Origin of the sequence: Pseudomonas putida, from assembly GCF_030159595.1 — a bacterium.
GTDB lineage: Bacteria > Pseudomonadota > Gammaproteobacteria > Pseudomonadales > Pseudomonadaceae > Aquipseudomonas > Aquipseudomonas putida_AC.
Genome location: NZ_BSKJ01000010.1, coordinates 20,230 through 43,782, shown reverse-complemented (window position 1 = coordinate 43,782; position 23,553 = coordinate 20,230). Strand labels below are relative to the sequence as shown.

Below are 23,553 nucleotides of genomic sequence, written 5' to 3'. Positions count from 1 at the left end.
GTAAAATAGCTAAACTGCTGATTTTAAAGGGTTTTTAAAAGTTGGCACGCACCCTGCTATATCTCTGGTACAAGAACAATAAAAATGTGACACCCAATAAAAACAACAGGTAACGGCTCTGACATAACAAGAACAACACGGCAGAGGCGTAGCAAGCAGATTTTTTTGGAGTAGACACGCTTTTCAGGGGTACGCCCCGCGGTCTGGCACAGAACAATAAAACTACCTTGAGGTAGCGGCAGCCAGGTTCGGATCAGCCATGATGAAAGCAGGTCAGCGCTCAAAAAAATACGTTTGCTCTTGACCCCGCATGGGGGTCACCCGCTACACCAGGACAGGCTGACAAAAACAACAAAAGGCCAGTCCCAATAATAAAAAAAGAGCAAGCAACAACGCTTTGAGGGGAGCTTCGGCTCCCCTCAGTGCTTCTCGCCCCCCTCCTTCCTTCTCCTTTCAGCCTTCTGATGCAGCAACCCGCCTTGCATTGTGGTCCACCCTGTAACCCTGCAAGGAGGACAACACCATGCCAGTAGAAATCGACGAAACCACCCGCCGCTGCACCCTGATCGGCGAGAACCAGCGCATCGAGGGCGATGGCCCTGATATCGAAATCGTCACCGACGAGCACCTGCGCATGTCAGTGGCCCTACTCGCAGGCCAGCGCGTACCCATCACCGAAGCCGAGGCCGATGCGCTGACCGTGGCGGGTGCGGTGGATAGCCGCAGGCATCTGAAGGCCAGCGTGCCAGGCTCGGTAATCTAAGGCTTGGCGGCTGAAGGCGGGCAATCTGATATGGTTTTTATCGCAAAATCTGAGCCTGTGCTGATAACAGCCTCAGGGCCATAGTGCTCATGCCTGATTGAGGCCTGATGAGCACCGAGCCATGAACAATAGAATCCCTTTCACAGAGATCGCCCCCACCCCAGCCAGCTTCCGACCGCGACACGCCGACAGCGGCATTCACACCCGCAGCTTCACCGGGCTGTACCGCAACCTGCGCATCGGCTTTGCTGGCGCTCTGTTCGTGCTGTTCTTCGGCACCGCCTGGCTGAACTGGAACGGCCGCCAGGCCGTGTTGTGGGACCTGGCCAACAGCAAATTCCACATCTTTGGCGCGACCTTCTGGCCACAGGACTTCATCCTGTTGTCAGCGCTGCTGATCATCTGCGCCTTCGGCCTGTTCGCCATCACCGTGTACGCCGGCCGCGTGTGGTGTGGCTACAGCTGCCCGCAGAGCACCTGGACGTGGCTGTTCATGTGGTGCGAAAAGGTCACCGAAGGTGACCGCAACCAGCGCATCAAGCTGGCCGCCGCGCCCTGGAGCCTGAACAAACTGGGGCGCCGCACACTGAAACACAGCCTGTGGTTGGTCATCGGTATCCTCACCGGGCTGACCTTCGTCGGCTACTTCACCCCGATTCGCCCGCTGGCCGCTGAACTGCTCACGTTGCAACTGGGCGGCGTGGCGCTGTTCTGGGTGCTGTTCTTCACCGCCGCCACTTACATCAATGCCGGCCTGCTGCGTGAAGCGGTGTGCCTGCACATGTGCCCGTATGCGCGCTTCCAGAGCGTGATGTTCGACAAGGACACCCTGGCGGTCGCCTATGACCCACGGCGCGGTGAAGCCCGTGGCCCGCGCAAGAAGGGCAGCGACGTCCAGGCCCAAGGCCTGGGGGACTGCATCGACTGTACGCTGTGCGTGCAGGTGTGCCCCACGGGCATTGATATCCGCGATGGCTTGCAGATGGCGTGCATCGGTTGCGCAGCGTGCATCGACGCCTGTGACGGGGTGATGGACAAGATGGGCTACGCGCGTGGCCTGATTGGCTACAAGTCCGAGCACAGCCTGCAAGGCGGTACCACTCACTGGCTGCGCCCCCGCCTGCTTGGCTACGCCGCCGCGCTGGTGGTAATGATCGCGGCGCTGGTGGTGGCCTTGCAGTTGCGCCCGATGGTTTCGCTGGATGTGATCAAGGACCGTGGCCTGTTCCGCGAGAATGCCCAAGGCCAGATCGAGAACATCTACCTGCTCAAGGTCATCAACAAGACCGAACGCACCCAGCATTATGAGCTGCGCCTGCTGGACGCCGACGGCTTCACCTTGCAAGGCAACACGGCATTGGTCATCCCGGCAGGCGAAATGAGTGAGCTGCCGGTGTCGGTGGCAATGCTCGCCGAGCGCCCGACCAGCAGCTCGCAAACGCTCAGCTTCGAAATCAGCGAGCGTGACGAACCCGCCATCCGCAGCGTGGCCCACAGCCGCTTCGTCGCCCCCATGAACCGTTGATCCCTTACACTGACGCCACCTTGCCTGCCAGGCTTCGACAGAAGGCCAGAATGAAACGCTACGAACGCTTTGCCGACGACATTGCCGAACTGATCCGCTCCGGGGTACTGGGCCCCGGCCAGCGTGTGCCTTCGGTGCGTTACGCCAGCCAGACCCACGGGGTCAGCCCTTCCACCGTGTTCCAGGCTTATTACCTGCTGGAGCGGCGCGGGCTGATCCGCGCCCGGCCGCGCTCAGGGTATTTTGTCAACGCCCACGCCCCGCGCCAGTTTAGCGAGCCACAGGCGTTGCAGCCGGTCAGCGAATCGACCGATGTGGACGTCAGCGCCTTGGTGTTTTCGATCCTCGACTCGATCAAGGACCCCAACACCATACCGTTCGGCTCAGCCTTCCCCAGCCCCGAACTGTTCCCGCTGCAACGCCTGTCGCGCTCGCTGGCCAGTGCCAGCCGCAGCATGGACCCGCGCATGGTGGTGACCGACCTGTCGCCCGGCAACCCGCAACTGCGCCGGCAGATTGCCCTGCGCTACATGGTCGGCGGGCTGATGCTGCCCATGGAAGAACTGCTGATCACCAACGGCGCACTGGAAGCCCTGAACCTGTGCCTGCAGGCAGTGACCCAGCCCGGCGACCTGGTAGCCATCGAAGCCCCCGCCTTCTATGCCTGTTTGCAGGTGCTGGAACGGCTCAAGCTCAAGGCCGTGGAAATTCCGGTACACCCGCGCGAAGGCATGGACCTGGGCGTACTGGCACAAACGCTGGAGAAACACCCGATCAAGGCCGTGTGGTGCATGACCAACTTCCAGAACCCTGTGGGCGCCAGCATGCCGGAAGCCAAGAAACAGGCCCTGGTGGAATTGCTCGCGCGCCATGAGGTGCCGTTGATCGAAGACGACGTGTACGCCGAGCTGTATTACTCGCAACAGGCGCCCAAACCGGCCAAGGCCTTCGACACCCAGGGCCTGGTCATGCACTGCGGCTCGTTCGCCAAAAGCCTGGCACCGGGCTACCGCATCGGCTGGGTCGCCGCCGGGCGCTTTGCACAGAAGATCGAGCGGCTGAAACTGATGACCTCGCTGTGTGCCTCGATGCCGGCCCAGGCAGCGATCGCCGACTACCTGCAGCACGGCGGCTACGACCGCCACCTGCGCAAGTTGCGCTACGCACTGGAAGGCCAGCAGGCCAACATGCTGGCGGCCATCGCTCGCCACTTCCCGGCGCAGACACGCGTCAGCCAGCCCTCCGGCGGCTACTTCCTGTGGCTGGAGCTGCCCGAGCAGATGGACGCGCTCAAACTGTTTCACATGGCCCTGGCGCAAGGCATCAGTATCGCCCCCGGGCCGATCTTCTCGCCCACCCGGCGCTTCGGCAACTGCATCCGCCTGAATTATGGAAGCCCCTGGCATGACGGCGCCGAACGGGCCATGGAAACCCTCGGGCGGATCATCCGCTCTTTCTGATCATCGAACGCCCGGCGGCCGAACGACGGCGGCCGGGCATCGCCCGTCAACTGCGCTGACCCGCTATTCGCGTGCAGGTGAACACGCTAAAGTCAGAGCCTCCCCTTTTGTCGGACGTCGGCATGCCCTCCCGCGACCTGCTCTCACTGCGCCAACAAGTCGAAGCCCTCCAGCGGCAGAACGCGCAGCTGGAATCTCAGCTTGCCAGCCTCCAGGACCACGATCAGAACTTCTATCGTTCGCTGTTCGACACCATGGACGAAGGCTTCTGCATCATCGAGTTCTGCGACGGCCCACACGGCCCGCTCAGTGATTATGTGCATGTGCTGGCCAACGCGGCCTATGCAAAGCACGCCGGCATCCCCAACGTGGTCGGGCAGAAGCTGCGCGAGATGGTGCCCGATGAGGCCGATGATTGGGTCGCCCGGTATGGTGCGGTACTGCACACAGGCGAACCCCTGCATTTCGAGCAAGAGCTGGTCGCTACCGGCCATGTGCTGTCCGTCACCACCTTTCGCGTCGAGCCTGCCGAGAAACGCCAGGTAGCCGTGCTGTTCAAGGACGTCACCGAGCGCCGGCAGGCAGAGCAAGCGCTGCAGCGCCTGAACGAAGAACTTGAACAACGGGTGAGTGCTGCGCTGGCAGAGCGACGGCTGTTTGCCGAGTTGGTCGATCACAGCGTGGTCAATGTGCATGTGGTCGACACGCAAATGCGCTGGCTGGCAGTCAACCGCCAGGCGAAGCATGATTTTCAGTTACTGTTCGGTCGCACACCTGAAGTCGGCGATTACTTGCCTGACTTGATGGGTGATGAGCCCGACGACCAGGCGCTGAGCCTGTCCATGTGGCGGCGTGCCCTGGCGGGCGAGCAGTTCGTCGAGATCGGTACCTTTGGCAAAGCGCCCAAGCAGCGCCACTTCGAACTGCGCTTCAACGCTTTGCGTGACCCGGAGGGCAACATACAAGGTGCTTTCCTGTTTGCTTATGACATCAGCGAACGGGTGCAGGAACAGGAGCGCCTGGCCAACGCCGAAGAGGCTCTGCGCCAGGCGCAAAAGATGGAGGCCGTGGGCCAGCTCAGCGGCGGCATCGCCCACGACTTCAACAACCTGCTGGGCGGCATTCTGGGTGCCCAGGAGCTGATGCGCCAACGCCTGGACCAGTCACGCTTCGACGCACTGGAACCGTTGCTGAAGCTCTCCAGCGGCTCGGCGCAACTGGCCTCTTCGCTGGTGCACCGGCTGCTGGCGTTCTCCCGCCAGCAGACCCTGCAGCCCTGCTCAACGCACATGGCAACGTTGGTGGCTGGCATGGAAGAGCTGCTGCGCCGCACCATCGGGCCGGCCATCACCCTGAGCAGCCGGTTTGCCAGCGAACTGTGGCCGACGTTCATCGACCCACCACAACTGGAAAGCGCCCTGCTCAACGTCTGCATCAACGCCCGTGACGCCATGCCTGCGGGCGGCGTGATCGATATCATCGGCGACAACCTGCAACTTGACGCGGTACAGGCCCTGGCGCTGGAACTGCCACCCGGCGAATACGTGCGGCTGAGCATCATCGACAACGGCAATGGCATGTCGGCGGAGGTGGCCAAGCGCGCCGTCGACCCGTTCTTTACCACCAAGCCCATGGGCCAGGGCACAGGCCTGGGCTTGTCGATGACCTACGGGTTCGTGCGCCAGTCGGGTGGGCAACTGCGTGTTCTGTCGACGCTGGGTGAAGGCACGCGCATCGAGCTGCTGCTGCCCCGCCACTACGAGCAACCCAAGGCACCAGCCCCCAAACCGCCGCGCACGGTACTGGAAAAAGGCAGTACGCCGGCGCGGCGTATCCTGTTGATCGAAGACCAGACGGCCTTGCGCCTGGTGGTCTGTGAAGTGCTGGAAGAACTGGGCTACCAGGTCGACGCGTTCGAGAACGGCCCTACTGCTCTCGCCCACCTGCAACGCGGCGAACGTCCGGACCTTCTGCTGAGCGATATCGGCCTGCCCGGCGGCCTGAATGGCCGCCAAGTGGCCGAACGTTGCCGCGAACGCTACCCCGAGCTGAAGGTACTGTTCATCACCGGCTACGACGAAAGCGCGGCGCTCAGTGACGGCCAGCTGCTACACGGTACGCTGGTGCTAACCAAGCCGTTTGAACTGGAGGTGCTGGCCGAGCGGGTACACAGCCTGCTTGAGGGCTGACGGGCCATTCAGCGCCCGCCGCTCAGGTCGATGAAACTGCCGGTGGAATAGGACGCTTTGTCTGAAAGCAGCCAGAGGATAGCCTCGGCCACTTCTTCAGGGCGCCCACCGCGGCCCATGGGCAAGCCAGGTTCTAGCTTGCTGACGCGGTCCGGATCGCCGGACAGCGCATGGAAGCCGGTGTGAATGTAGCCCGGGCGTACGCCATTGACCCGCACACCCTCGCCAGCCACCTCTTTGGCCAGGCCAATGGTGAAGGTATCGAGCGCGCCCTTGGAGGCGGCATAGTCGACGTACTCGTTGGGCGAACCCAGGCGCGCGGCCATCGATGACACGTTGACGATGGCCCCGCCCTGCCCGCCATGCCGCCGTGCCATGCGCAGCAGGGCGTGCTTGGCGCAGAGCATGGGGCCAACGACATTGGTTTTCATGACCTTGAGCAGGCGGAACTCGGACATATCCTCGACCCGACTTTGCTGGCCGATGGTGCCGGCGTTGTTGACCAGTGCGGTGACCGGGCCGAGCTCTTCGTCGACGCGCTGGAACAGCTAACACCGCCCCGCTCTCAAGCTTGATCTTGCTTTTGCCCTATTAGCCCGGCTCAATGCCCCGCCGACGCCGGCCCCGCCTTGGCCGTAAACGGCGGCTTGGCAAACCACACCAGCAAGATCAACGCGGCAAACACCCAGGTCATCAAGGTGAAGTAATCCACCGTCGACATCATGTACGCCTGCCCGTTGAGTATCTGCTCAAGTTGCGCATAGCTCTGCGGGTTAGCCCCACCCAGTTGCTCCAGCGTATGCCGCGTAGCCGGGTCGAACTGGCTGATGTTCTCGCTCAGGTATGCATGGTGCTGGTCCGCCCGACGAATCCAGATCCAGGTCGTCAACGACGCCGCAAAACTCCCCCCCAGCGTACGCAGGAAGGTCGCCAGCCCCGAACCATCGGCGATCTGGTGCGGCGGCAGGTCAGACAGCAGGATGCTCAAGGTCGGCATGAAGAACAACGCCACGCCAATGCCCATGAACAGCTGCACCAAGGCCACATGCTGGAAGTCCACTTCACTGGTGAACCCCGCACGCATGTAGCAGCTGGTACCGATCGCCAGGAACGCCAGCCCTGCCAGCACACGCAGGTCGAAGCGGTGTGCATACTTGCCCACGAACGGTGACATGATCACCGGCAGCAACCCGATCGGCGCCACCGCCAGGCCCGCCCAGGTAGCGGTGTAGCCCATCTGCGTCTGCAACCATTGCGGCAGGATCAGGTTGATGCCGAAGAACCCCGCATACCCCCCGACCAGCACGATGGTGCCGACACGGAAGTTGCGGTGCACGAACAGGCGCAGGTTCACCACCGGGTGGCGGTCGGTCAGTTCCCAGATCACGAACACCGCCAGGAACACCAGCGAAATCAGGCTGCCCACGATGATGAACGACGACTCGAACCAGTCCAGGTCATTGCCTTTGTCCAGCACCACCTGCAACGCGCCGACACCGATGATCAGCGTGAGCAGGCCAATGTAATCCATCGGCTGGCGGCTGGTGACCACTGGCCGGCTGCGCATCTGCTGGCGCACCACGGCGGCGGCGAACAGGCCGATGGGCACGTTGATGAAGAAGATCCACGGCCAACTGTAGCTGTCAGTAATCCAGCCCCCCAGGATCGGCCCGGCAATCGGCGCCACCACCGTGACCATCGCCAGTAACGCCAGGGCCATCCCTCGCTTGGCCGGGGGGTAGACGGCAATCAGCAAGGTCTGGGTCATCGGGTACAACGGCCCGGCGACTACGCCCTGCAATATCCGGAAACCGACCAGCTCCGGCATCGACTGGGCGATACCGCACAGGAACGAAGCCAGCACGAACAGCAGCGTGGCCCAGATGAACAGTTTCACTTCGCCAAACCGCCGGCTCAACCAACCGGTCAGCGGCAAGGCAATGGCGTTGCTCACTGCAAAAGAAGTGATAACCCAGGTGCCCTGCTCGTAACTCACCCCCAGGTTGCCGGAAATGGTCGGCAACGCCACGTTGGCGATGGTGGTGTCGAGCACCTGCATGAACGTCGCCAGCGACAGGCCGATGGTGGTCAGCAGCAGGCTCGGCGGCGTGAACTGGGCAGCGGCGTTGTTGCTCATCGCTGGGCCGTCTTGCCGGTTGCGCTGTTTTCGTGAATCAGCCGGGCGATCAGGTTATCAGCCTCGACCAGCTGGCGGTCATACACCTGGGTGGTGTAGCTGGCCTGCTGCGGCGGCTGCTGGGCCAGGGCCGGACCGCTCTGGTCGTGCAGGTCGACTTCCACCACGGTGGACAAGCCGATACGCAGCGGGTGGTCCTTGAGCTGATCGGGGCTCAGGTGAATACGCACCGGTACCCGTTGCACGATCTTGATCCAGTTACCGGTGGCGTTTTGCGCCGGCAGCAAGGCAAAGGCGCTGCCGGTACCGGCGCCAAGGCTGTCGACCGTGCCGCTGTACTTGACCTCGCTGCCATACAGGTCGGCGCTGATCTGCACCGGCTGGCCGATGCGCATGTCACGCAGCTGGGTTTCCTTGAAGTTGGCGTCGATCCACACCTGATCCAGCGGGATCACCGCCATGGTCGCGGTGCCCGGTTGCAGGCGCTGGCCCAGTTGCACGGTGCGCTTGGCAACGTAGCCGGTCACCGGTGCCACCAAGGTGGTACGGGCATGATCCAAGTAGGCCTGACGCAGGTCGGCAGCAGCGGCCATCACCTCGGGGTGCGAGGACACCACGGTGTCATCTACCAGCGCGCTGCTGGTGTTGAGTTGCTGGCGGGCACTGTTGACGGCGGCCTGGGCCACGCTTAAGTCATCACGGGCATGGGACAGTTCTTCTGCGGCAATCGCACCGCTGTCGGCCAGCACCTTGCGCCGGTTGAAGTCCTGCTGTGCCTTGCGCAGCTCGGCCTCGCGGGTTTCCAGCTGGGCCTTGAGCGAGTCGACATTGCTGTACAAGCCGCGCACCTGCCGCACACTACGCGCCAGCTTGGCTTCGGCAGACTGCAGCGCCACCTCGCTGTCGGCCGGGTCGAATTGCAGCAACACCTGGCCGGCATGGACCAGGTCGCCATCATCGGCGCCGATACTGGTAACCGTGCCGGTGACCAGTGGGGTGATCTCCACCACGTTGCCGTTGACGTAGGCATCGTCGGTACTTTCGTGCCAACGGCCGACCAAGCTATACCAGGCCCAGGTAGCGGCACCGGCAAGGCTCAGCAGCAACAGCAGGCCAAGCAGCCAGGCCTTGCGCTTGTGCGACGGCTCGGGCGCGGCGGAGGGAGTCGGGGTGTCTGCGGGAGTGGCCATGACAATACCTTGGATAATTCGTGACAGGGTTCAACGGTCGCCAAAGCGGCGGATCGTCAACGGGTCGCCAGCACCGAGCAGGACCTTGGCCAGCAAGGCTTCCAGGGTCTTGAGCTCTTCGGGGTCCAGCACGCCGCACAACTCGTTCATGGCGGCAGCACCGATCTCCGGCAGGCGGTCGGCCAGGCGCTGGCCATCGGTGGTGAGCGCCAGGCGCACCTGGCGGCGGTCGTCGGCGCAGCGGTTGCGCACGATCAGTTCCTTCTGCTCGAGGCGGTCGAGCATGCGGGTCATCGAACCGCTGTCCAGGCCCAGGTAGCGGCACAGCTCGGCCGGGGTATCTACCTGGTACTGGGTGACGATGATCAACACCTTGAACTGCGCGGCGGTGACGCCCTCGGATTCGAGGTGCCAGTCGAGAATGCGGTCCTTCAGGATCGCCGCGCGGCCGAGCAGCATGCCGATGGCGCAGGTCTGGAAGTTTTCGGGGGAGAAATGGGCCATCGGCGACTGCTCGGTTAATTGTGTGAAAATATTACTGCCTAGGCAGTGAATGTCAAAGCTTTGATTAGGTAGCTATGTAAAATTTCATGATCTGGCCTTCAGGGCGATCCCTGTGGGCGCTGTTATTACGGAGCCCGCAGACCGAGTGCCTCTACCGCCCCGCAGGCAATCGCCATGCCCACCAGTTCTGCCAAGCTGCCCGCCTGCAAGCGCTTCATCACCCGCCCCCGGTACAGGTCCACGGTCTTTACGCTGATGCCCAACTGCTCGGCAATCTCTCGGTTATTCAACCCCTGGGCCAGCGGCACGAACACGTCACGCTCACGCGGCGTCAGGCCGTCGATACGCGCCTGAACCTGGGCAAGCGCCTGGTCGCCCTGCCGCGCCCGCGCGGCATGCTCCAGCGCGGCCTGCACACTGTCGAGCAGCAACTGGTCGTTGTAAGGCTTTTCGATGAAGTCGCAGGCGCCAGCCTTGAACGCGCGCACCACGATCGGCACATCGGCATGGCCGCTGACGAAGATCACCGGCAGCGCCAGGCCGCGCTCGCGCATCGCCTGCTGCACTGCAAGCCCGCCCAGCCCCGGCATGCGCACATCCAGCAGCACGCAGGCAGGCCCATCGTCGACGCAGGCATCGAGGAATGCCTGCCCACTGGCAAACGGCAACGCCTGCAAACCTACCGATTCCAGCAGCCAGATCGTAGAGTCGCGCATCCCTTGGTCGTCATCGACCACATACACTTTTGCTTGCACCATCAACGCCCCTTATCCCCTGCTGACCGCCAGGCGGCAGCACAATACCAGACCGCCGTTGTCACCCACCCGCGCCCACAGGCTGCCGCCAAAGCCTTCGATCAGGCTGCGGCTCATGCTCAAGCCCAAGCCCAGGCCATCGGCCTTGGTGGTGGCGAACGGCGTGAAGATTTCATCCAGGCGCTCGGGCGCTACGCCCGGCCCCTGGTCAGCCACCTCGACCAGCACACCGTCGCCATCACGCACAGCGCCGAGCAGGATACGTGACGGCCGTTCGTCATGCTGCTCGCGATTGGCATCGATGGCATTGCGCAACAGGTTGAGCAGCACCTGTTCCAGCAACACCCGGTCGGCATATACCAAGGGCAGTTGCACGCTCATGCGCAGTTCGACCACCACCTGGTCGCGCGCCGCCTCCCAGGCGCAGAGGCGCATGGCTTCGCCGGCCACATCGGCCAGGTCCAGGGCCTGCAGGCGCCGTGGCCCCTTGCGCAGGAAGGCGCGCAGGCGGCGGATCACCTCAGCGGCGTGGGTGGCCTGTTCGCTGATGCGCTGCAGCCCCTGCCCTACACGCTCACGGGCCTGCGGGTCGCGTTCAATGCTCGACAAGTAGCGCAAACTGGCGTTGGCGTAATTGACCACCGCGGCCAAGGGCTGATTGATCTCGTGGGCAATGCCCGAGGCCAGTTCGCCCAAGGTGGCCAACCGGGCGCTGTGCGCCAGGCTTTCCTGGGCCTCGATACGCAAGGTGATGTCGCGGGACACGCTGACCACTTCCACCACCGTGCCGGTGTAGGTTTCGCGGATGGCCCGGCTGGCGATTTCGAACCAGCGGTAGCCGCCCGCAGCCAGGCGTACCCGGCAGGTCATGGTGTGGTAGCCGTCCTGGTCCAGGGCTGCGGCGGCCTGACGCAGCACCTGGCGGCGCTCGCGCGGGTGCAACAAGGTATGCACGGCCATGCCGCGCAGTTGTTCGGGCCACAGGCCAAGTAGACGGAAGGCCGCCGGTGAGGCATCGAGAAATCGACCATCGGGGCTGTGCCGGGAAATCAGGTCGGTGGTGTTCTCGATGATCAGCCGATACAGGCGCCGGGCGCGGCTGGCTTCGCGGGCGCCCTGGCGCTCTTCGCTGGCCTCACGACAGCGGCCCAGCACCTGCTGGCCCTGGTCATCCGGAATGAAAGACCACAGCACAGTGCGCTCACCCACCTGCACCTCGACATCGGCGATCGCCCGATGCTGGCGCAGGCAGGCACGCACCAGGGCCGCGCAGTTGGCCGGCAACCAACTGGCCAGCGCTGGGCCTTCATCGACCCAGGCCTGCAGCGCGGGGTTGAGCGCCAGCGGCGTGGCATCGCCCGCCAGCAACACGCTGGGTTGAGGGTCTTTGGCAAGCAACGGATAAGCAGTCTTGTCCACGGTAAGCGGCTCGTTGTTATAGTAGTTTTACTATATTGCTATAGTCGATATTCCTACTACCATAGCGACTCGCGTAAAACTGCGACAGAGGAAGGCGGCCTACCGTACGCCTTTCCGCACCCTGAACAGAGCTAACAATCAGCCACCGGGGGCCAAGCGCACAGGCTGCGTCTGCCTCCCTTACAGGATTACCGCATGTCGATCTATGCCCAGGGCCTGATGCCCGCTGCCGTCAACCATGTCGCCCTCACCCCGCTGAGCTTCATCGAACGCACCGCTGCCGTGTACGGCCAATATCCAGCCGTGATCCACGGTGCCATCCGCCGCAACTGGCAAGAAACCTACCAACGCTGCCGGCGCCTGGCCAGCGCGCTGGTGGGCCGTGGCATAGGCCGTGGCGACACCGTGGCGGTGATGCTGCCCAACACCCCGGCCATGCTCGAAGCCCACTTTGGCGTGCCCATGACCGGTGCCGTGCTCAATACCTTGAACGTACGCCTGGACGCCGAGGCCATTGCCTTCATGCTGCAGCACGGCGAGGCCAAGGTGCTGATTACCGACCGCGAGTTCCATGCGGTCATTGAAGCCGCCCTGGCGCTGCTCGAACACCCGCCTTTGGTAGTGGATGTGGATGACCCCGAGTACGGCGAAGGCCGTGCGGTCAGCGAGCTGGACTACGAGGCCCTGCTCGCCGAAGGCGACCCGGAATTTGCCTGGGAATGGCCGGATGACGAGTGGCAGGCCATTTCGCTCAACTACACCTCCGGCACCACCGGCAACCCCAAGGGCGTGGTCTACCACCACCGCGGCGCCTACCTCAACGCCTTGGGCAACCAGATGACCTGGGCCATGGGCCACCGCCCGGTGTACCTGTGGACCCTGCCGATGTTCCACTGCAACGGCTGGTGCTACCCCTGGACCATCACCGCCCTGGCGGGCACCCATGTGTTCTTGCGCCGGGTCGACCCGCAGAAGATCCTGACCCTGATCCGCGAACACCAGGTCAGCCACCTGTGCGGCGCACCCATCGTGCTCAACGCCCTGGTCAACATGCCCGAGGCCGCCAAGGCCGCAATAGAGCACCCGGTACAGGCCATGGTCGCCGGTGCTGCACCACCGGCCAAGGTGATCGGCGCCGTGGAGGAGATGGGCATCCAGGTGACTCATACCTACGGCCTGACCGAAGTCTACGGTCCGGTCACCGTGTGCGCCTGGCATGACGAGTGGGACGAACTGACACTGGAAGAACGCGCGCGCATCAAGTCTCGCCAAGGTGTGCGTTATCCGACCCTCGACGGCCTGATGGTCGCCGACCCGCAAACCCTTGAGCCGGTGCCGCGCGATGGCAACACGCTGGGCGAGATCTTCATGCGCGGCAACACGGTGATGAAGGGCTACCTGAAAAACCCCGAAGCCACCGCCGAGGCCTTCCGGGGCGGTTGGTTCCACACAGGCGACCTGGCGGTGTGGCATGCCGACGGTTATGTGGAGATCAAGGACCGGCTCAAGGACATCATCATTTCGGGTGGCGAGAACATCTCCACCATCGAGGTCGAGGACGCCCTGTACAAGCACCCGGCAGTGCTTGAGGCCGCCGTGGTGGCGCGCCCGGATGAAAAGTGGGGAGAGACGCCGTGCGCGTTCGTTGCCCTGAAACCAGGCCGGGAAGACACCCGTGAAGCCGACATCACCGGCTGGTGCCGCGAGCACCTGGCCGGGTTCAAGGTGCCCAAAACCGTGGTGTTTGGCGAATTGCCCAAAACCTCCACCGGCAAGATCCAGAAGTACGTGCTGCGCGACCGGGCCAAAGCCCTCTGAACGCGTAGCGGCCTCTTCGCGGGCAAGTCCACTCCCACAGGCACTGCGCAAGGCTCGAAGCTGGCGCGATCTCTGTGGGAGCGGGCTTGCCCGCGAAGAGGCCCGCCCAGACTTTCATTCTTCCATGAGCACACGATGACCACCTACTCCGCCCCCCTGCGCGACATGCGCTTTATCCTGCATGACGTGTTCAACGCCCCGACCATCTGGGCCCGCCTGCCCGCACTGGCCGAGCGTATCGACGCCGACACCGCCGACGCCATCCTCGAAGAAGCAGCCAAAGTCACCGGCCAGCTGATTGCCCCGCTCAGCCGCAACGGCGACGAGCAAGGCGTGCACTTCGAAGCAGGCCAGGTCACCACGCCAGACGGTTTCCGCGATGCCTGGCACACCTACCGCGAAGGCGGCTGGGTTGGCCTGGGTGGCAACCCTGAATATGGCGGCATGGGCATGCCGAAAATGCTTGGCGTGCTGTTTGAAGAAATGCTCTACGCCGCCGATTGCAGTTTCAGCCTGTACTCGGCCTTGAGCGCTGGCAGCTGCCTGGCCATCGATGCCCACGCCAGCAAGTCGCTCAAGGCCACTTACCTGCCGCCCCTGTACGAAGGCCGCTGGGCGGGCACCATGTGCCTGACCGAGCCCCATGCCGGCACCGACCTGGGGTTGATCCGCACGCGTGCCGAACCCCAGGCCGATGGCAGCTATCACATCAGCGGCAGCAAGATTTTCATTACCGGCGGTGAGCAAGACCTGACCGAGAACATCGTCCACCTGGTGCTTGCCAAGCTGCCGGACGCGCCGACCGGAGCCAAGGGTATTTCGCTGTTCCTGGTGCCCAAGTACCTGGTAGACGCCGATGGCCGCCTGGGCGCGCGCAACGCGGCCTGTTGCGGCTCGATCGAGCACAAGATGGGCATCAAGGCCTCTGCCACCTGCGTGATGAACTTCGACGGTGCCGAGGGCTATCTGGTGGGCGAGCCGAACAAGGGGCTGGCGGCGATGTTCACCATGATGAACTACGAGCGCCTGTCCATCGGCATCCAGGGCATCGGCTGCGCCGAAGCCTCGTACCAGAGCGCCGCCCGTTACGCCAACGAGCGCCTGCAAAGCCGCGCCGCCAGTGGCCCGCAGGCACAGGAAAAGGCTGCCGACCCCATCATCCACCATGGCGATGTAAGGCGCATGTTGCTGACCATGCGCACCCTCACCGAAGGTGGCCGGGCGTTTGCCGCCTATGTTGGTCAGCAACTGGACCTGGCGCGATATGCCGAAGACGCCGGCGAGCGTGAGCATGCCCAGTGCCTGGTGGCGCTGTTGACGCCGGTGGCCAAGGCCTTCTTCACCGACAATGGCTTGGAAAGCTGCGTGCTCGGCCAGCAGGTGTATGGCGGTCATGGCTACATCCGTGAATGGGGGCAGGAGCAGCGGGTACGCGATGTGCGCATCGCGCAGATCTATGAAGGCACCAATGGCATCCAGGCCCTCGACTTGCTCGGGCGCAAAGTACTGGCCGATGGCGGGCAGGCACTGGCCAGTTTTGCCGCCGAAGTGCGGGCCTTCAGCGTGGATGCGCCGTTGTACCGCGAAGCCCTGCAGGCAAGCCTGGCGCGGTTGGAGGCGACCAGTGCGTGGTTGCGGGCGCGTGCCGCTGAGGATGCCAACCTGGTCAGTGCGGTGGCAGTGGAGTACCTGCAACTGTTCGGGCTGACGGCGTATGCCTACATGTGGGCGCGGATGGCGGCGGCGGCGTTGGCCAGGCATGACGAGGATGCTGACTTCCATGGGGCCAAGTTGGCGTGTGCGGCGTTCTTCTTCCAGCGTGTCTTGCCACGCGGACTTGGGCTTGAAGCGAGCATTCGGGCAGGCAGTACCAGTCTTTATGCAATAACAGCCGAGCAGTTCTAAGCACTGGGGGCGCTTCACGCCCCCAGGGTTTCAGCCCGCTTTTTGTGCGCGAAGGGTTCTCAAACGTAGAAAAACCATTGCAAATCCGACGAAAAACCGTCACAACTGATAGTCATTCGCCATTACGCCGGTTCTCGGGAGCCCTCTAGCGAGGGTAGAATGCGCAAAACCCGGAGCCGCAATGAACCACGACCGCCTCAACCCCAGCCCAGACGATGCCATCACTGACGCCGCCGCGCATTGGTGTATGCGCCTGCACGCCGAAGATTGCACGGCTGGCGAGCGCGAGGCATTCGCCCGCTGGCTGGCGGCGGATCCTCGGCATGCCGAGGAATACGAGGCGATGCTGGAAATCTGGCAGACCGCCGACCTGTTGCCCCGCAACGCCACCGTCGTCGAGTTCAACCCGCCCGCCCGCCAACCGGCGCGCCCGCGCAGCTGGCGTCCGCTGGCATCTGCCGCCGCTATCGCCCTGGCCGTGCTGCCGCTGGCCGGCTGGGTGGGCTGGGAACAAGGCTGGCTGCCCAACCACTACCAGCACTTCGAAGCGGGTGACCGCATGCAGACCGTGGAGTTGAGCGACGGCAGCACGGTGCAGCTCAACCTCAATACCGAGCTGACCTACCTCAACTACAAGGACCAGCGCCAGGTCACGCTCAAGCGTGGCGAGGCGTTCTTCAAGGTGCAGCACGACAGCAGCCACCCGTTCATCGTGCATGCCGGCCGTGGCCAGACCCGCGTCACCGGCACCCAGTTCAACGTGTGGAAGTACCAGGACCAGGTCAAGGTCACCCTGGTGGAGGGTTCGGTGCTGGTGACCAGTGACGGCAGTGCCGGCGGCTACCGCCTCGGCCCAGGCATGCAGGCCAGCTACCACAAAGGCGACTTCGAGCCACAGCTGGAACAGAGCGATGACTTCGGCAACAGCCTGGCCTGGCGCAGCGGCAAGCTGGTGCTCGACAACCTGAGCCTGGAACAGGCGCTGCCAGTGATCAACCGCTACCTCGACGCGCCGCTGCTACTGGCCGATGCCAGCACTGGCCGCATCCGTATCAGCGGCATCTACAACACCCGCGAGGTGGGGCGCCTGGTCAACAACTTGCCCAAGGTGCTGCCGGTCTACCTGACCCGCAGCAAGGACGGCAGCACCGTGCTCAACCGCATCTCGCCGCCGCCCGACAAGGGCTGACACCCTCCCCGCTTTACAAGGTCATTGCTGCCAACCAGCCGAACGCCAGCAGCGGCAGGTTGTAGTGGATGAAGGTCGGTACCACGGTGTCCCAGATATGGTGGTGCTGGCCATCCACGTTCAGGCCCGAGGTTGGGCCCAGGGTCGAGTCCGAAGCCGGCGAACCGGCATCGCCCAAGGCACCCGCAGTACCGACGATGCACACGGTGGCCACTGGGTCGAAACCCAGTTGCACGCACAGCGGCACGAAGATCGCGGCCAGGATCGGCACAGTAGAGAACGACGAACCGATACCCATGGTCACCAGCAGGCCCACCAGCAGCATCAGCAAGGCACCGATGCCCTTGCTATGGTCGATCCACTGCGCCGAGGTTTCCACCAGGCTTTTCACTTCACCCGTGGCCTTCATCACATCGGCAAAGCCCGAGGCGGCAATCATGATGAAGCCGATCATGGCCATCATCTTCATGCCTTCGGTGAACAGGTCGTCGGTGTCCTTCCACTTGACGATGCCCGACAGCGAGAAGATCAGGAAGCCGACCATGGCACCGATGATCATCGAGTCCAGCAACAGCTGGACGATAAACGCTGCGGCAATGGCCAGCCCCGCCACCAGCAGTGTCAGTGGGTTGTACTGCACGCTCACCTGCTCCACCTGCTCGATGCGCGCCAGGTCGTAGTCACGCTTCTTGCGGTAGCTGATGAACACCGCCATCAGCAGGCCGGCGAGCATGCCCGCAGCCGGGATAGCCATGGCGTGGGTGACATTGACGCCACTCACATCGACCCCGGCACGGGCGACGTTGGCCAGCAGGATTTCGTTGAGGAAGATGTTGCCAAAGCCCACCGGCAGGAACATGTATGGGGTAATCAGGCCGAACGTGATCACGCAGGCGATCAGCCGGCGGTCGATGCGCAGCCGGGTCAGCACATACAGCAGCGGCGGCACCAGCAGCGGAATGAAGGCGATATGGATGGGCAGGATATTCTGCGACGACACCGCCACCACCAGCATCAGGCCGATCATCAACCATTTCACTTTGCCGCCATTGGTGTGGCCCTGGCGATCGATCATGGCCAGGGCGCGGTCAGCCAGCGCATGCGCCAGCCCGGACTTGGCGATGGCCACGGCAAAAGCACCCAGCAGCGCATAGGACAAGGCCACCGTAGCACCACCGCCCAGCCCGCCGTTGAAGGCCTTGAGCGTACCTTCGATCCCCAGACCTCCGACCAGCCCACCGACCAGGGCGCCAATGATCAGGGCGATGACCACATGCACGCGGGACAGGCTGAGTATCAGCATGATGCCGACTGCGGCGATCACTGCATTCATGGTTGGCTTACCTCATTACGACAGAAAAAAAGCGCGAACTCTGAAGCAGTGGGCAGCAGATGTCAAAAGCGCCATGTTGCGGCGCATTACCACTGCCTCGCCTGCACCATGCTTGCAGGCGCAACGCATTCCCTGTGGGAGCGGGTTCACCCGCGAAGAATCCAACTCGGTCTATGGCACCGGCTACGCCGGTGTTCGCGGGTGAACCCGCTCCCACAGGACCGCGAGCAGATCAAGAAAATTAAATTGAACGTTTGAATAAAGAAAAAAACGCGCCCGCCGACACAGTCGCTAGCCACACTCTTATTACAAGGGATCCGCCCCCATGCCTTTGCGACAACTTTCCATCCAGTGGAAGATCACCCTGCTCGCCGGTCTCTGCCTGGCCGGCATCGTCACCTTGCTTGTCGGCCTGTCGCTGTACCGCATGGACCACAGCTCGGACTTGGTCAAGGCCAGCAGCATGCAAATGCTGACCGAAGCGGCGCAGTCGCGCATCGAGTCGCAGGGTGAGGTGCAGGCCCTGAATATCCGCCGCCAGTTCATGGATGCCTACCAGTATGGTGCTGGCTTCGCCCGCCAAGTGCTGTTCCTGCGCGAGCAGGCGGAAAAGCGCTATCTCGACGCCCTCGACTTGCGCGAGGACATGACTCGCCAAGTGCGCGCCGCCCTGCAGGCCAACCCCGACCTGCTCGGCCTGTCGCTGGTGTTCGAGCCCAACGCACTGGACAGCAAGGACAGCCTGTTCGCCGGCAAGGCGGAACTGGGCAGCAACGAAACCGGGCGTTTTGCCCTGTACTGGTCGCAACCGCGCGCCGGCCAGCTGACCGCCATGGCGCTGCCCGAGCATGACATGGCCAACACCGAGATCGGCCCCAGCGGCCAGCCGGCCAACACCTGGTGGGTGTGCCCACGTACATCCGGCAAGGTGTGCGTGGTGGAGCCCTACTTCTACGAGATTGATGGCCAACAGGTGCTGATGACCAGCATCGTCTTCCCGCTGGCAGTCAACGGCAAGACCATTGCCACCCTGTCCATCGACATCAACCTCAACAGCCTGCAGGCCCTGAGCCAGGAAGCAAGCCGTAGCCTGTACGAAGGCCGCACCACGGTCGGCATCCTCAGCCCGGTCGGCCTGCTGGCCGGCTATAGCGCCGATGCCAGCAAGCTGGCTCAGCGTTTCGATCAGGTGGACCCGGCCAAGGGCGCCGAGCTGGTGCGCAAGCTGGCCGATGGCAAGATGACCATCCTGCACGACCAGCAACGCCTGAAAGTGCTGGCCGCGTTCCGGCCGATCCCCGACGCCCAGCCTTGGGGCGTGCTGCTGGATGTACCGGAAAACGCCCTGACAGGGCCCGCCGAAAAACTGAAGCAGGAACTGGACGCGCTGAATACCAGCGGCACCCTGCTTGAGCTGGGCCTGGGCCTGGCTGCAGCGATTGCCGGTCTGCTGATGGTGTGGCTCATGGCCCGTGGCGTTACCCGGCCTATCCTTGGCGTGGCCGCCATGCTCAAGGACATTGCCAGCGGCGAAGGTGACCTGACCCGCCGCCTGACCTACCAGAAGCAGGACGAGTTGGGCGAACTGGCCGGCTGGTTCAACCGCTTCCTCGACAAGCTGCAACCGACCATCGCCGAGGTCAAACGCTCGGTGCAGGCCGCCCGCGGCACCGCCGACCAGTCCTCGGCCATTGCCAGTGAAACCAGCGCCGGCATGGAACAGCAGTACCGCCAGGTCGACCAGGTGGCCACCGCCTCGCACGAAATGAGCGCCACGGCCCAGGACGTGGCCCGCAGCGCGGCCCAGGCCGCGCAAGCTGCCCGCGACGCCGACCAGGCCACCCGTGAAGGCCTGGCGGTGATCGACCGCACCACCACCCGCATCGATGCCCTGGCCGCCAACATGAGCGACGCCATGGCCGAGGTCCAGGGCCTGGCGCAAAACAGCGAGAAGATCGGTTCGGTGCTGGAGGTGATCCGCTCGATTGCCGAGCAGACCAACCTGCTGGCCCTCAACGCCGCCATCGAGGCAGCCCGTGCGGGTGAAGCCGGCCGTGGCTTTGCCGTGGTTGCCGATGAAGTACGCAACCTGGCCCGGCGCACCCAGGAATCGGTGGAAGAAACCCGCCAGGTGATCGAGGCCTTGCAGGATGGCACCCGCGAAGTGGTCGGCACCATGGACAACAGCCACCGCCAGGCCCAGGGCGGTGTCGAACAGGTTGGCCAGGCCGTGACGGCGTTGCAGCGTATCGGCCAGGCGGTAACCGTGATCTCCGACATGAACCTGCAGATCGCCTCGGCCGCCGAGGAGCAAAGCGCAGTGGCCGAGGAGATCAACAACAACGTGGCAACCATTCGCGATGTCACCGAATCGCTGTCGGGGCAGGCCAACGAGTCGGCGCGGGTCAGCCAGTCGCTGAACAGCCTGGCCAACCAGCAGCAGGCGCTGATGGACCAATTCCGCGTCTGAGGCAATCGGGGCCACCCCGTGTGGCCCTGAATTCCACCAAAACCTCGTCGTCTACACTTGCCTCCACGCCCAAGGCGCGGCAAACGACGAGGTCTGGATGAAGAAGATTCCAACACTGCTGGCCGGCCTGCTGCTCGCCGTAGGCCTGGCATGCACTGGCAATGCCGCTCCGGCAGAGCAACGCCCGCCGATCCATTTTGGTGCCATTGGCTGGGAAAGCGGCGCCCTCACCACCGAAATCCTGCGCCTGATCGTGGAACGCGGTTACGGCTACCCTACAGACACCCTCCCCGGCAGCACGGTCAGCATGGAGGTGGCCCTGGCCCGCAACGACCTGCAAGTGATTGCCGAAGAGTGGGCCGGACGCAGCCCCGCGTGGGTCAAAGCCGAGCAGGCAGGCCAGGTATTCGCACTGGGTGATACGGTGAAGCATGCCGAAGAAGGCTGGTGGGTGCCGGCGTATGTGATCGAGGGCGACGCCGCTCGCAAACTGGAGCCCATGGCGCCCGAATTGCGCAATGTCGAAGACCTCAAGCGTTACCCGCAGGTATTTCGTGACCCCGAGTCACCCGACAAAGGTCGCTTCCTGAACAGCCCCAGCGGCTGGACCTCGGAAACAGTGAACAGCCAGAAACTCAAGGCCTATGGCCTGAACGATCTGTACACCAACTTCCGCAGCGGATCCGGGGCGGCGATGGATGCCGAAATCGGCTCAGCCATCCGCCGTGGCCAGCCGGTGTTGTTCTACTACTGGAACCCGACCCCATTGATGGGGCGCTACAAGCTCATACGGCTTGAGGAACCACCGTTCGATGCCCAGGCCTGGGCCACCCTCACCGATGCCAGCCACCCCAACCCGCAGGGCAGCCGTTCGCTGCCGGCGAAGTTGTCGATTGGCGTGTCCAAAGCCTTTCGTGAAGGCTACCCGGACCTGGTGGCGGTGTTCGAACAGGTCGACTTGCCGATCGACCGGCTCAACAAGGCGCTGGCCGACATGAGCGAAAAACGCACGCCACCGCGCGAAGCCGCCCTCGCCTTCCTGCGTGACAACCGCGAGGTGTGGAAAGCCTGGCTGCCTGCGGACGTGACTGCCAAGGTCGAGGCCGGCCTGTGAGCAATGGCTTTCCCCAAGCTCTGCAATTTTCCTTCGCCGACAGCGTCAACCGGCTGGTCGACTGGTTGGTAATGAACTACGGCGACCACTTGCGCACCTTCTCGGACCAGCTGCTGCAATTGCTGGTCGGCCTTGAAAACCTGCTACGTCTGCTGCCCTGGTGGCTGCTGTTGCTGCTGGTTGGCGTGCTGGCCTGGCACGCTAGCCGCAGCCTGCTGCGCAGCGCGGTGCTGGTGGCGCTGCTGGCCCTGATCGGCATGCTCGGGCTGTGGGACAAGCTGCTGCAAACCTTGGCCCTGGTGCTGGTGAGTACCGGCCTGTGTGTGCTGGTGGGCGTACCGCTGGGCATCCTGCTGGCGTCCCGCCCCCTGGCGAAGCGCCTGCTGTTGCCGGTACTGGATGTGATGCAGACGTTGCCCGCCTTCGTTTACCTGATTCCGGTGCTGATGCTGTTCGGCCTGGGCAAGGTGCCCGCCGTGTTCGCCACACTGATCTACGCCCTGCCACCCCTGGTACGGTTAACCGAACTGGGACTGAGCCAGATCGACCCCTCGCTGCTGCAGGCGGCGCACGGCCTGGGGGCCAGCCGCTGGCAACGCTTGAGGCGTATCGCCCTGCCGCTGGCGCTGCCGAGCATCATGGCTGGGCTGAACCAGTCGGTGATGATGGCCCTGTCGATGGTGGTGGTGGCGTCGATGATCGGCGCCCGCGGGCTGGGCGAGGATGTGCTGGCGGGGATCCAGACATTGAATGTGGGGCAAGGCGTGGAGGCCGGGTTGGCAATTGTCGCGTTGGCCATGGTGATTGACCGGATCAGCCAGGCGTATGGGCGCAACGTGCGCTGAGCAGTGTTGCCGGCGATAGGGCCGGGCCTGACAATACAGCTCTGTCAGCTTGAAACCGGACCTCATCCGCATGTCCCTCAAAGCCCTGCGCACCCTGGTAACCATTGCCCGCCACGGCACCTTCGCCCGCGCCGCCGACCTGCTCAGCCTCACTCCGTCAGCGGTGAGCCTGCACATCAAAACCCTTGAGGACGAAATGCAGGTGGCCTTGTTCGACCGCAGCCGCAGGCAGGTGGTGCTGACCGAGGCCGGCCAGTTGGCGGTGGCGCGTGCCGAGAGCATTCTGGCTGCCTATGACGAACTGGCCGACGCCCTGGCCAGCGGCCCGAGCCTGCGTGGCCGACTGCGCCTGGGGGCAATCCATACCGTGCTGGCGCGGCGCCTGCCCAAAGCGCTGGTATGGATCAAAACCCATCATCCGCAATTGCACATCAGCGTGGCGTCAGGGATGTCGGCGGAACTGGCGCGGCGCGTGGAGGACGGCGAACTCGATGCAGCGATTACCACCGAACCGGTCAGCCCCTACCCGCAAAGCCTCGACTTCACACCGTTGTTCGAGGACCGCTTCTGGGCCATCGCCAGCCCAGAGCTGGCCGGGCACAGCGTGCCCGAACTGCTGGCCAGCCAACCGTTCCTGCGCTTTGACAAACGCGCCTGGGCCGGGCGACAGATCGAGCAGGAATTGCGCCGGCAGCATTTGCAGGTAAGCGAACAGATGGAACTGGACAGCCAGGAGGCCCTGGCACGCATGGCCGTCATGGGCCTGGGCGTGGCGATCATCCCCATGGCGGACGACGACCTGCAACGCCTGCCGCCCGCCACCTGCCTGCCGTTTGGCGAACCGCAACTGACCCGGCGTGTGGTGTTGCTGGAGCATGAGAAAAGCCAGCGGCGGCATTTGAGTGCGGTGTTGAAGACTGCCTTGGAAGCGTAAGCG

17 protein-coding genes and 1 pseudogene are annotated in these 23,553 nt (G+C 63.7%); 11 read left to right on the top strand and 7 right to left on the bottom strand.

Going from position 1 to position 23,553, the window contains the following annotated elements:
- The first annotated feature begins 523 nt into the window (after positions 1 to 523).
- The 4 genes from QQL85_RS20920 (at position 524) to QQL85_RS20905 (ending at position 5,937) form a co-directional block, all read left to right on the top strand.
- Positions 524 to 763 (top strand): DUF3203 family protein, encoded by a 240-nt coding sequence (locus tag QQL85_RS20920; protein WP_284356178.1) that lies wholly within the window; start codon positions 524 to 526, stop codon positions 761 to 763.
- A 121-nt stretch (positions 764 to 884) separates the two neighbouring features.
- The gene (ccoG, locus tag QQL85_RS20915; protein ID WP_284356179.1) at positions 885 to 2,288 is read left to right on the top strand and encodes a cytochrome c oxidase accessory protein CcoG; all 1,404 of its coding nucleotides are present in this window, start codon (positions 885 to 887) and stop codon (positions 2,286 to 2,288) included.
- 50 nt (positions 2,289 to 2,338) lie between these two features.
- A complete protein-coding gene (gene mapR / locus QQL85_RS20910; RefSeq protein WP_284356180.1) occupies positions 2,339 to 3,748 on the top strand; it encodes a GntR family transcriptional regulator MpaR in 1,410 nt (469 codons plus the stop codon).
- 122 nt (positions 3,749 to 3,870) lie between these two features.
- A complete protein-coding gene (locus QQL85_RS20905) occupies positions 3,871 to 5,937 on the top strand; it encodes a hybrid sensor histidine kinase/response regulator (protein ID WP_284356181.1) in 2,067 nt (688 codons plus the stop codon).
- An 8-nt stretch (positions 5,938 to 5,945) separates the two neighbouring features.
- On the opposite strand, the pseudogene QQL85_RS20900 reads toward QQL85_RS20905, so the two are convergent.
- The 6 genes and pseudogenes from QQL85_RS20900 to QQL85_RS20875 all read right to left on the bottom strand — a co-directional run.
- Positions 5,946 to 6,485 (bottom strand): annotated as a pseudogene (locus QQL85_RS20900) (SDR family oxidoreductase); the annotation flags it as partial.
- A gap of 53 nt (positions 6,486 to 6,538) precedes the next feature.
- On the bottom strand, positions 6,539 to 8,074 hold the full coding sequence (locus QQL85_RS20895) for a DHA2 family efflux MFS transporter permease subunit (protein ID WP_284356182.1): 1,536 nt from the start codon (positions 8,072 to 8,074) through the stop codon (positions 6,539 to 6,541).
- Positions 8,071 to 9,264, bottom strand: a complete 1,194-nt coding sequence (locus tag QQL85_RS20890) for an HlyD family efflux transporter periplasmic adaptor subunit (protein ID WP_284356183.1) — start codon at positions 9,262 to 9,264, stop codon at positions 8,071 to 8,073. The genes QQL85_RS20895 and QQL85_RS20890 overlap by 4 nt, the downstream gene beginning before the upstream one ends.
- Positions 9,265 to 9,294: 30 nt before the next feature.
- On the bottom strand, positions 9,295 to 9,768 hold the full coding sequence (locus QQL85_RS20885) for a MarR family winged helix-turn-helix transcriptional regulator (RefSeq protein ID WP_284356184.1): 474 nt from the start codon (positions 9,766 to 9,768) through the stop codon (positions 9,295 to 9,297).
- A gap of 125 nt (positions 9,769 to 9,893) precedes the next feature.
- Positions 9,894 to 10,526 (bottom strand): response regulator transcription factor, encoded by a 633-nt coding sequence (locus QQL85_RS20880; protein WP_284356185.1) that lies wholly within the window; start codon positions 10,524 to 10,526, stop codon positions 9,894 to 9,896.
- Positions 10,527 to 10,535: 9 nt separating this feature from the next.
- Positions 10,536 to 11,942 carry a sensor histidine kinase gene (locus QQL85_RS20875; RefSeq protein WP_284356186.1) on the bottom strand — a complete coding sequence of 469 codons (1,407 nt, stop codon included), beginning with the start codon at positions 11,940 to 11,942 and terminating at the stop codon, positions 10,536 to 10,538.
- A gap of 195 nt (positions 11,943 to 12,137) precedes the next feature.
- On the opposite strand from QQL85_RS20875, the gene QQL85_RS20870 reads away from it, so the two are divergent.
- The 3 genes from QQL85_RS20870 to QQL85_RS20860 all read left to right on the top strand — a co-directional run bounded on the left by QQL85_RS20870 (position 12,138) and on the right by QQL85_RS20860 (position 16,854).
- Entirely contained in the window at positions 12,138 to 13,760 is a 1,623-nt protein-coding gene (locus QQL85_RS20870; protein WP_284356187.1) for an acyl-CoA synthetase, read from the top strand.
- Positions 13,761 to 13,895: 135 nt separating this feature from the next.
- Positions 13,896 to 15,665, top strand: a complete 1,770-nt coding sequence (locus tag QQL85_RS20865; RefSeq protein WP_284356188.1) for an acyl-CoA dehydrogenase C-terminal domain-containing protein — start codon at positions 13,896 to 13,898, stop codon at positions 15,663 to 15,665.
- Between the two features lie 181 nt (positions 15,666 to 15,846).
- Positions 15,847 to 16,854 carry a FecR family protein gene (locus QQL85_RS20860; RefSeq protein WP_284356189.1) on the top strand — a complete coding sequence of 336 codons (1,008 nt, stop codon included), beginning with the start codon at positions 15,847 to 15,849 and terminating at the stop codon, positions 16,852 to 16,854.
- Positions 16,855 to 16,867: 13 nt separating this feature from the next.
- On the opposite strand, the gene QQL85_RS20855 is transcribed toward QQL85_RS20860, so the two are convergent.
- Positions 16,868 to 18,187, bottom strand: a complete 1,320-nt coding sequence (locus QQL85_RS20855; protein WP_284356190.1) for a Na+/H+ antiporter family protein — start codon at positions 18,185 to 18,187, stop codon at positions 16,868 to 16,870.
- A gap of 325 nt (positions 18,188 to 18,512) precedes the next feature.
- Between QQL85_RS20855 and QQL85_RS20850 the strand changes: the two genes are divergently transcribed.
- From QQL85_RS20850 to QQL85_RS20835, 4 genes are all read left to right on the top strand, one after another.
- A complete protein-coding gene (locus tag QQL85_RS20850) occupies positions 18,513 to 20,657 on the top strand; it encodes a methyl-accepting chemotaxis protein (RefSeq protein WP_284356191.1) in 2,145 nt (714 codons plus the stop codon).
- A gap of 97 nt (positions 20,658 to 20,754) precedes the next feature.
- A complete protein-coding gene (locus QQL85_RS20845; protein WP_284356192.1) occupies positions 20,755 to 21,771 on the top strand; it encodes an ABC transporter substrate-binding protein in 1,017 nt (338 codons plus the stop codon).
- Positions 21,768 to 22,616 (top strand): ABC transporter permease, encoded by an 849-nt coding sequence (locus QQL85_RS20840; protein ID WP_284356193.1) that lies wholly within the window; start codon positions 21,768 to 21,770, stop codon positions 22,614 to 22,616. Before QQL85_RS20845 ends, QQL85_RS20840 begins: the two co-directional genes overlap by 4 nt.
- Positions 22,617 to 22,686: 70 nt before the next feature.
- Complete coding sequence (locus QQL85_RS20835) at positions 22,687 to 23,550, top strand: LysR family transcriptional regulator (protein WP_284356194.1); 864 nt, start codon at positions 22,687 to 22,689, stop codon at positions 23,548 to 23,550.
- The last annotated feature ends 3 nt before the right edge of the window (positions 23,551 to 23,553 follow it).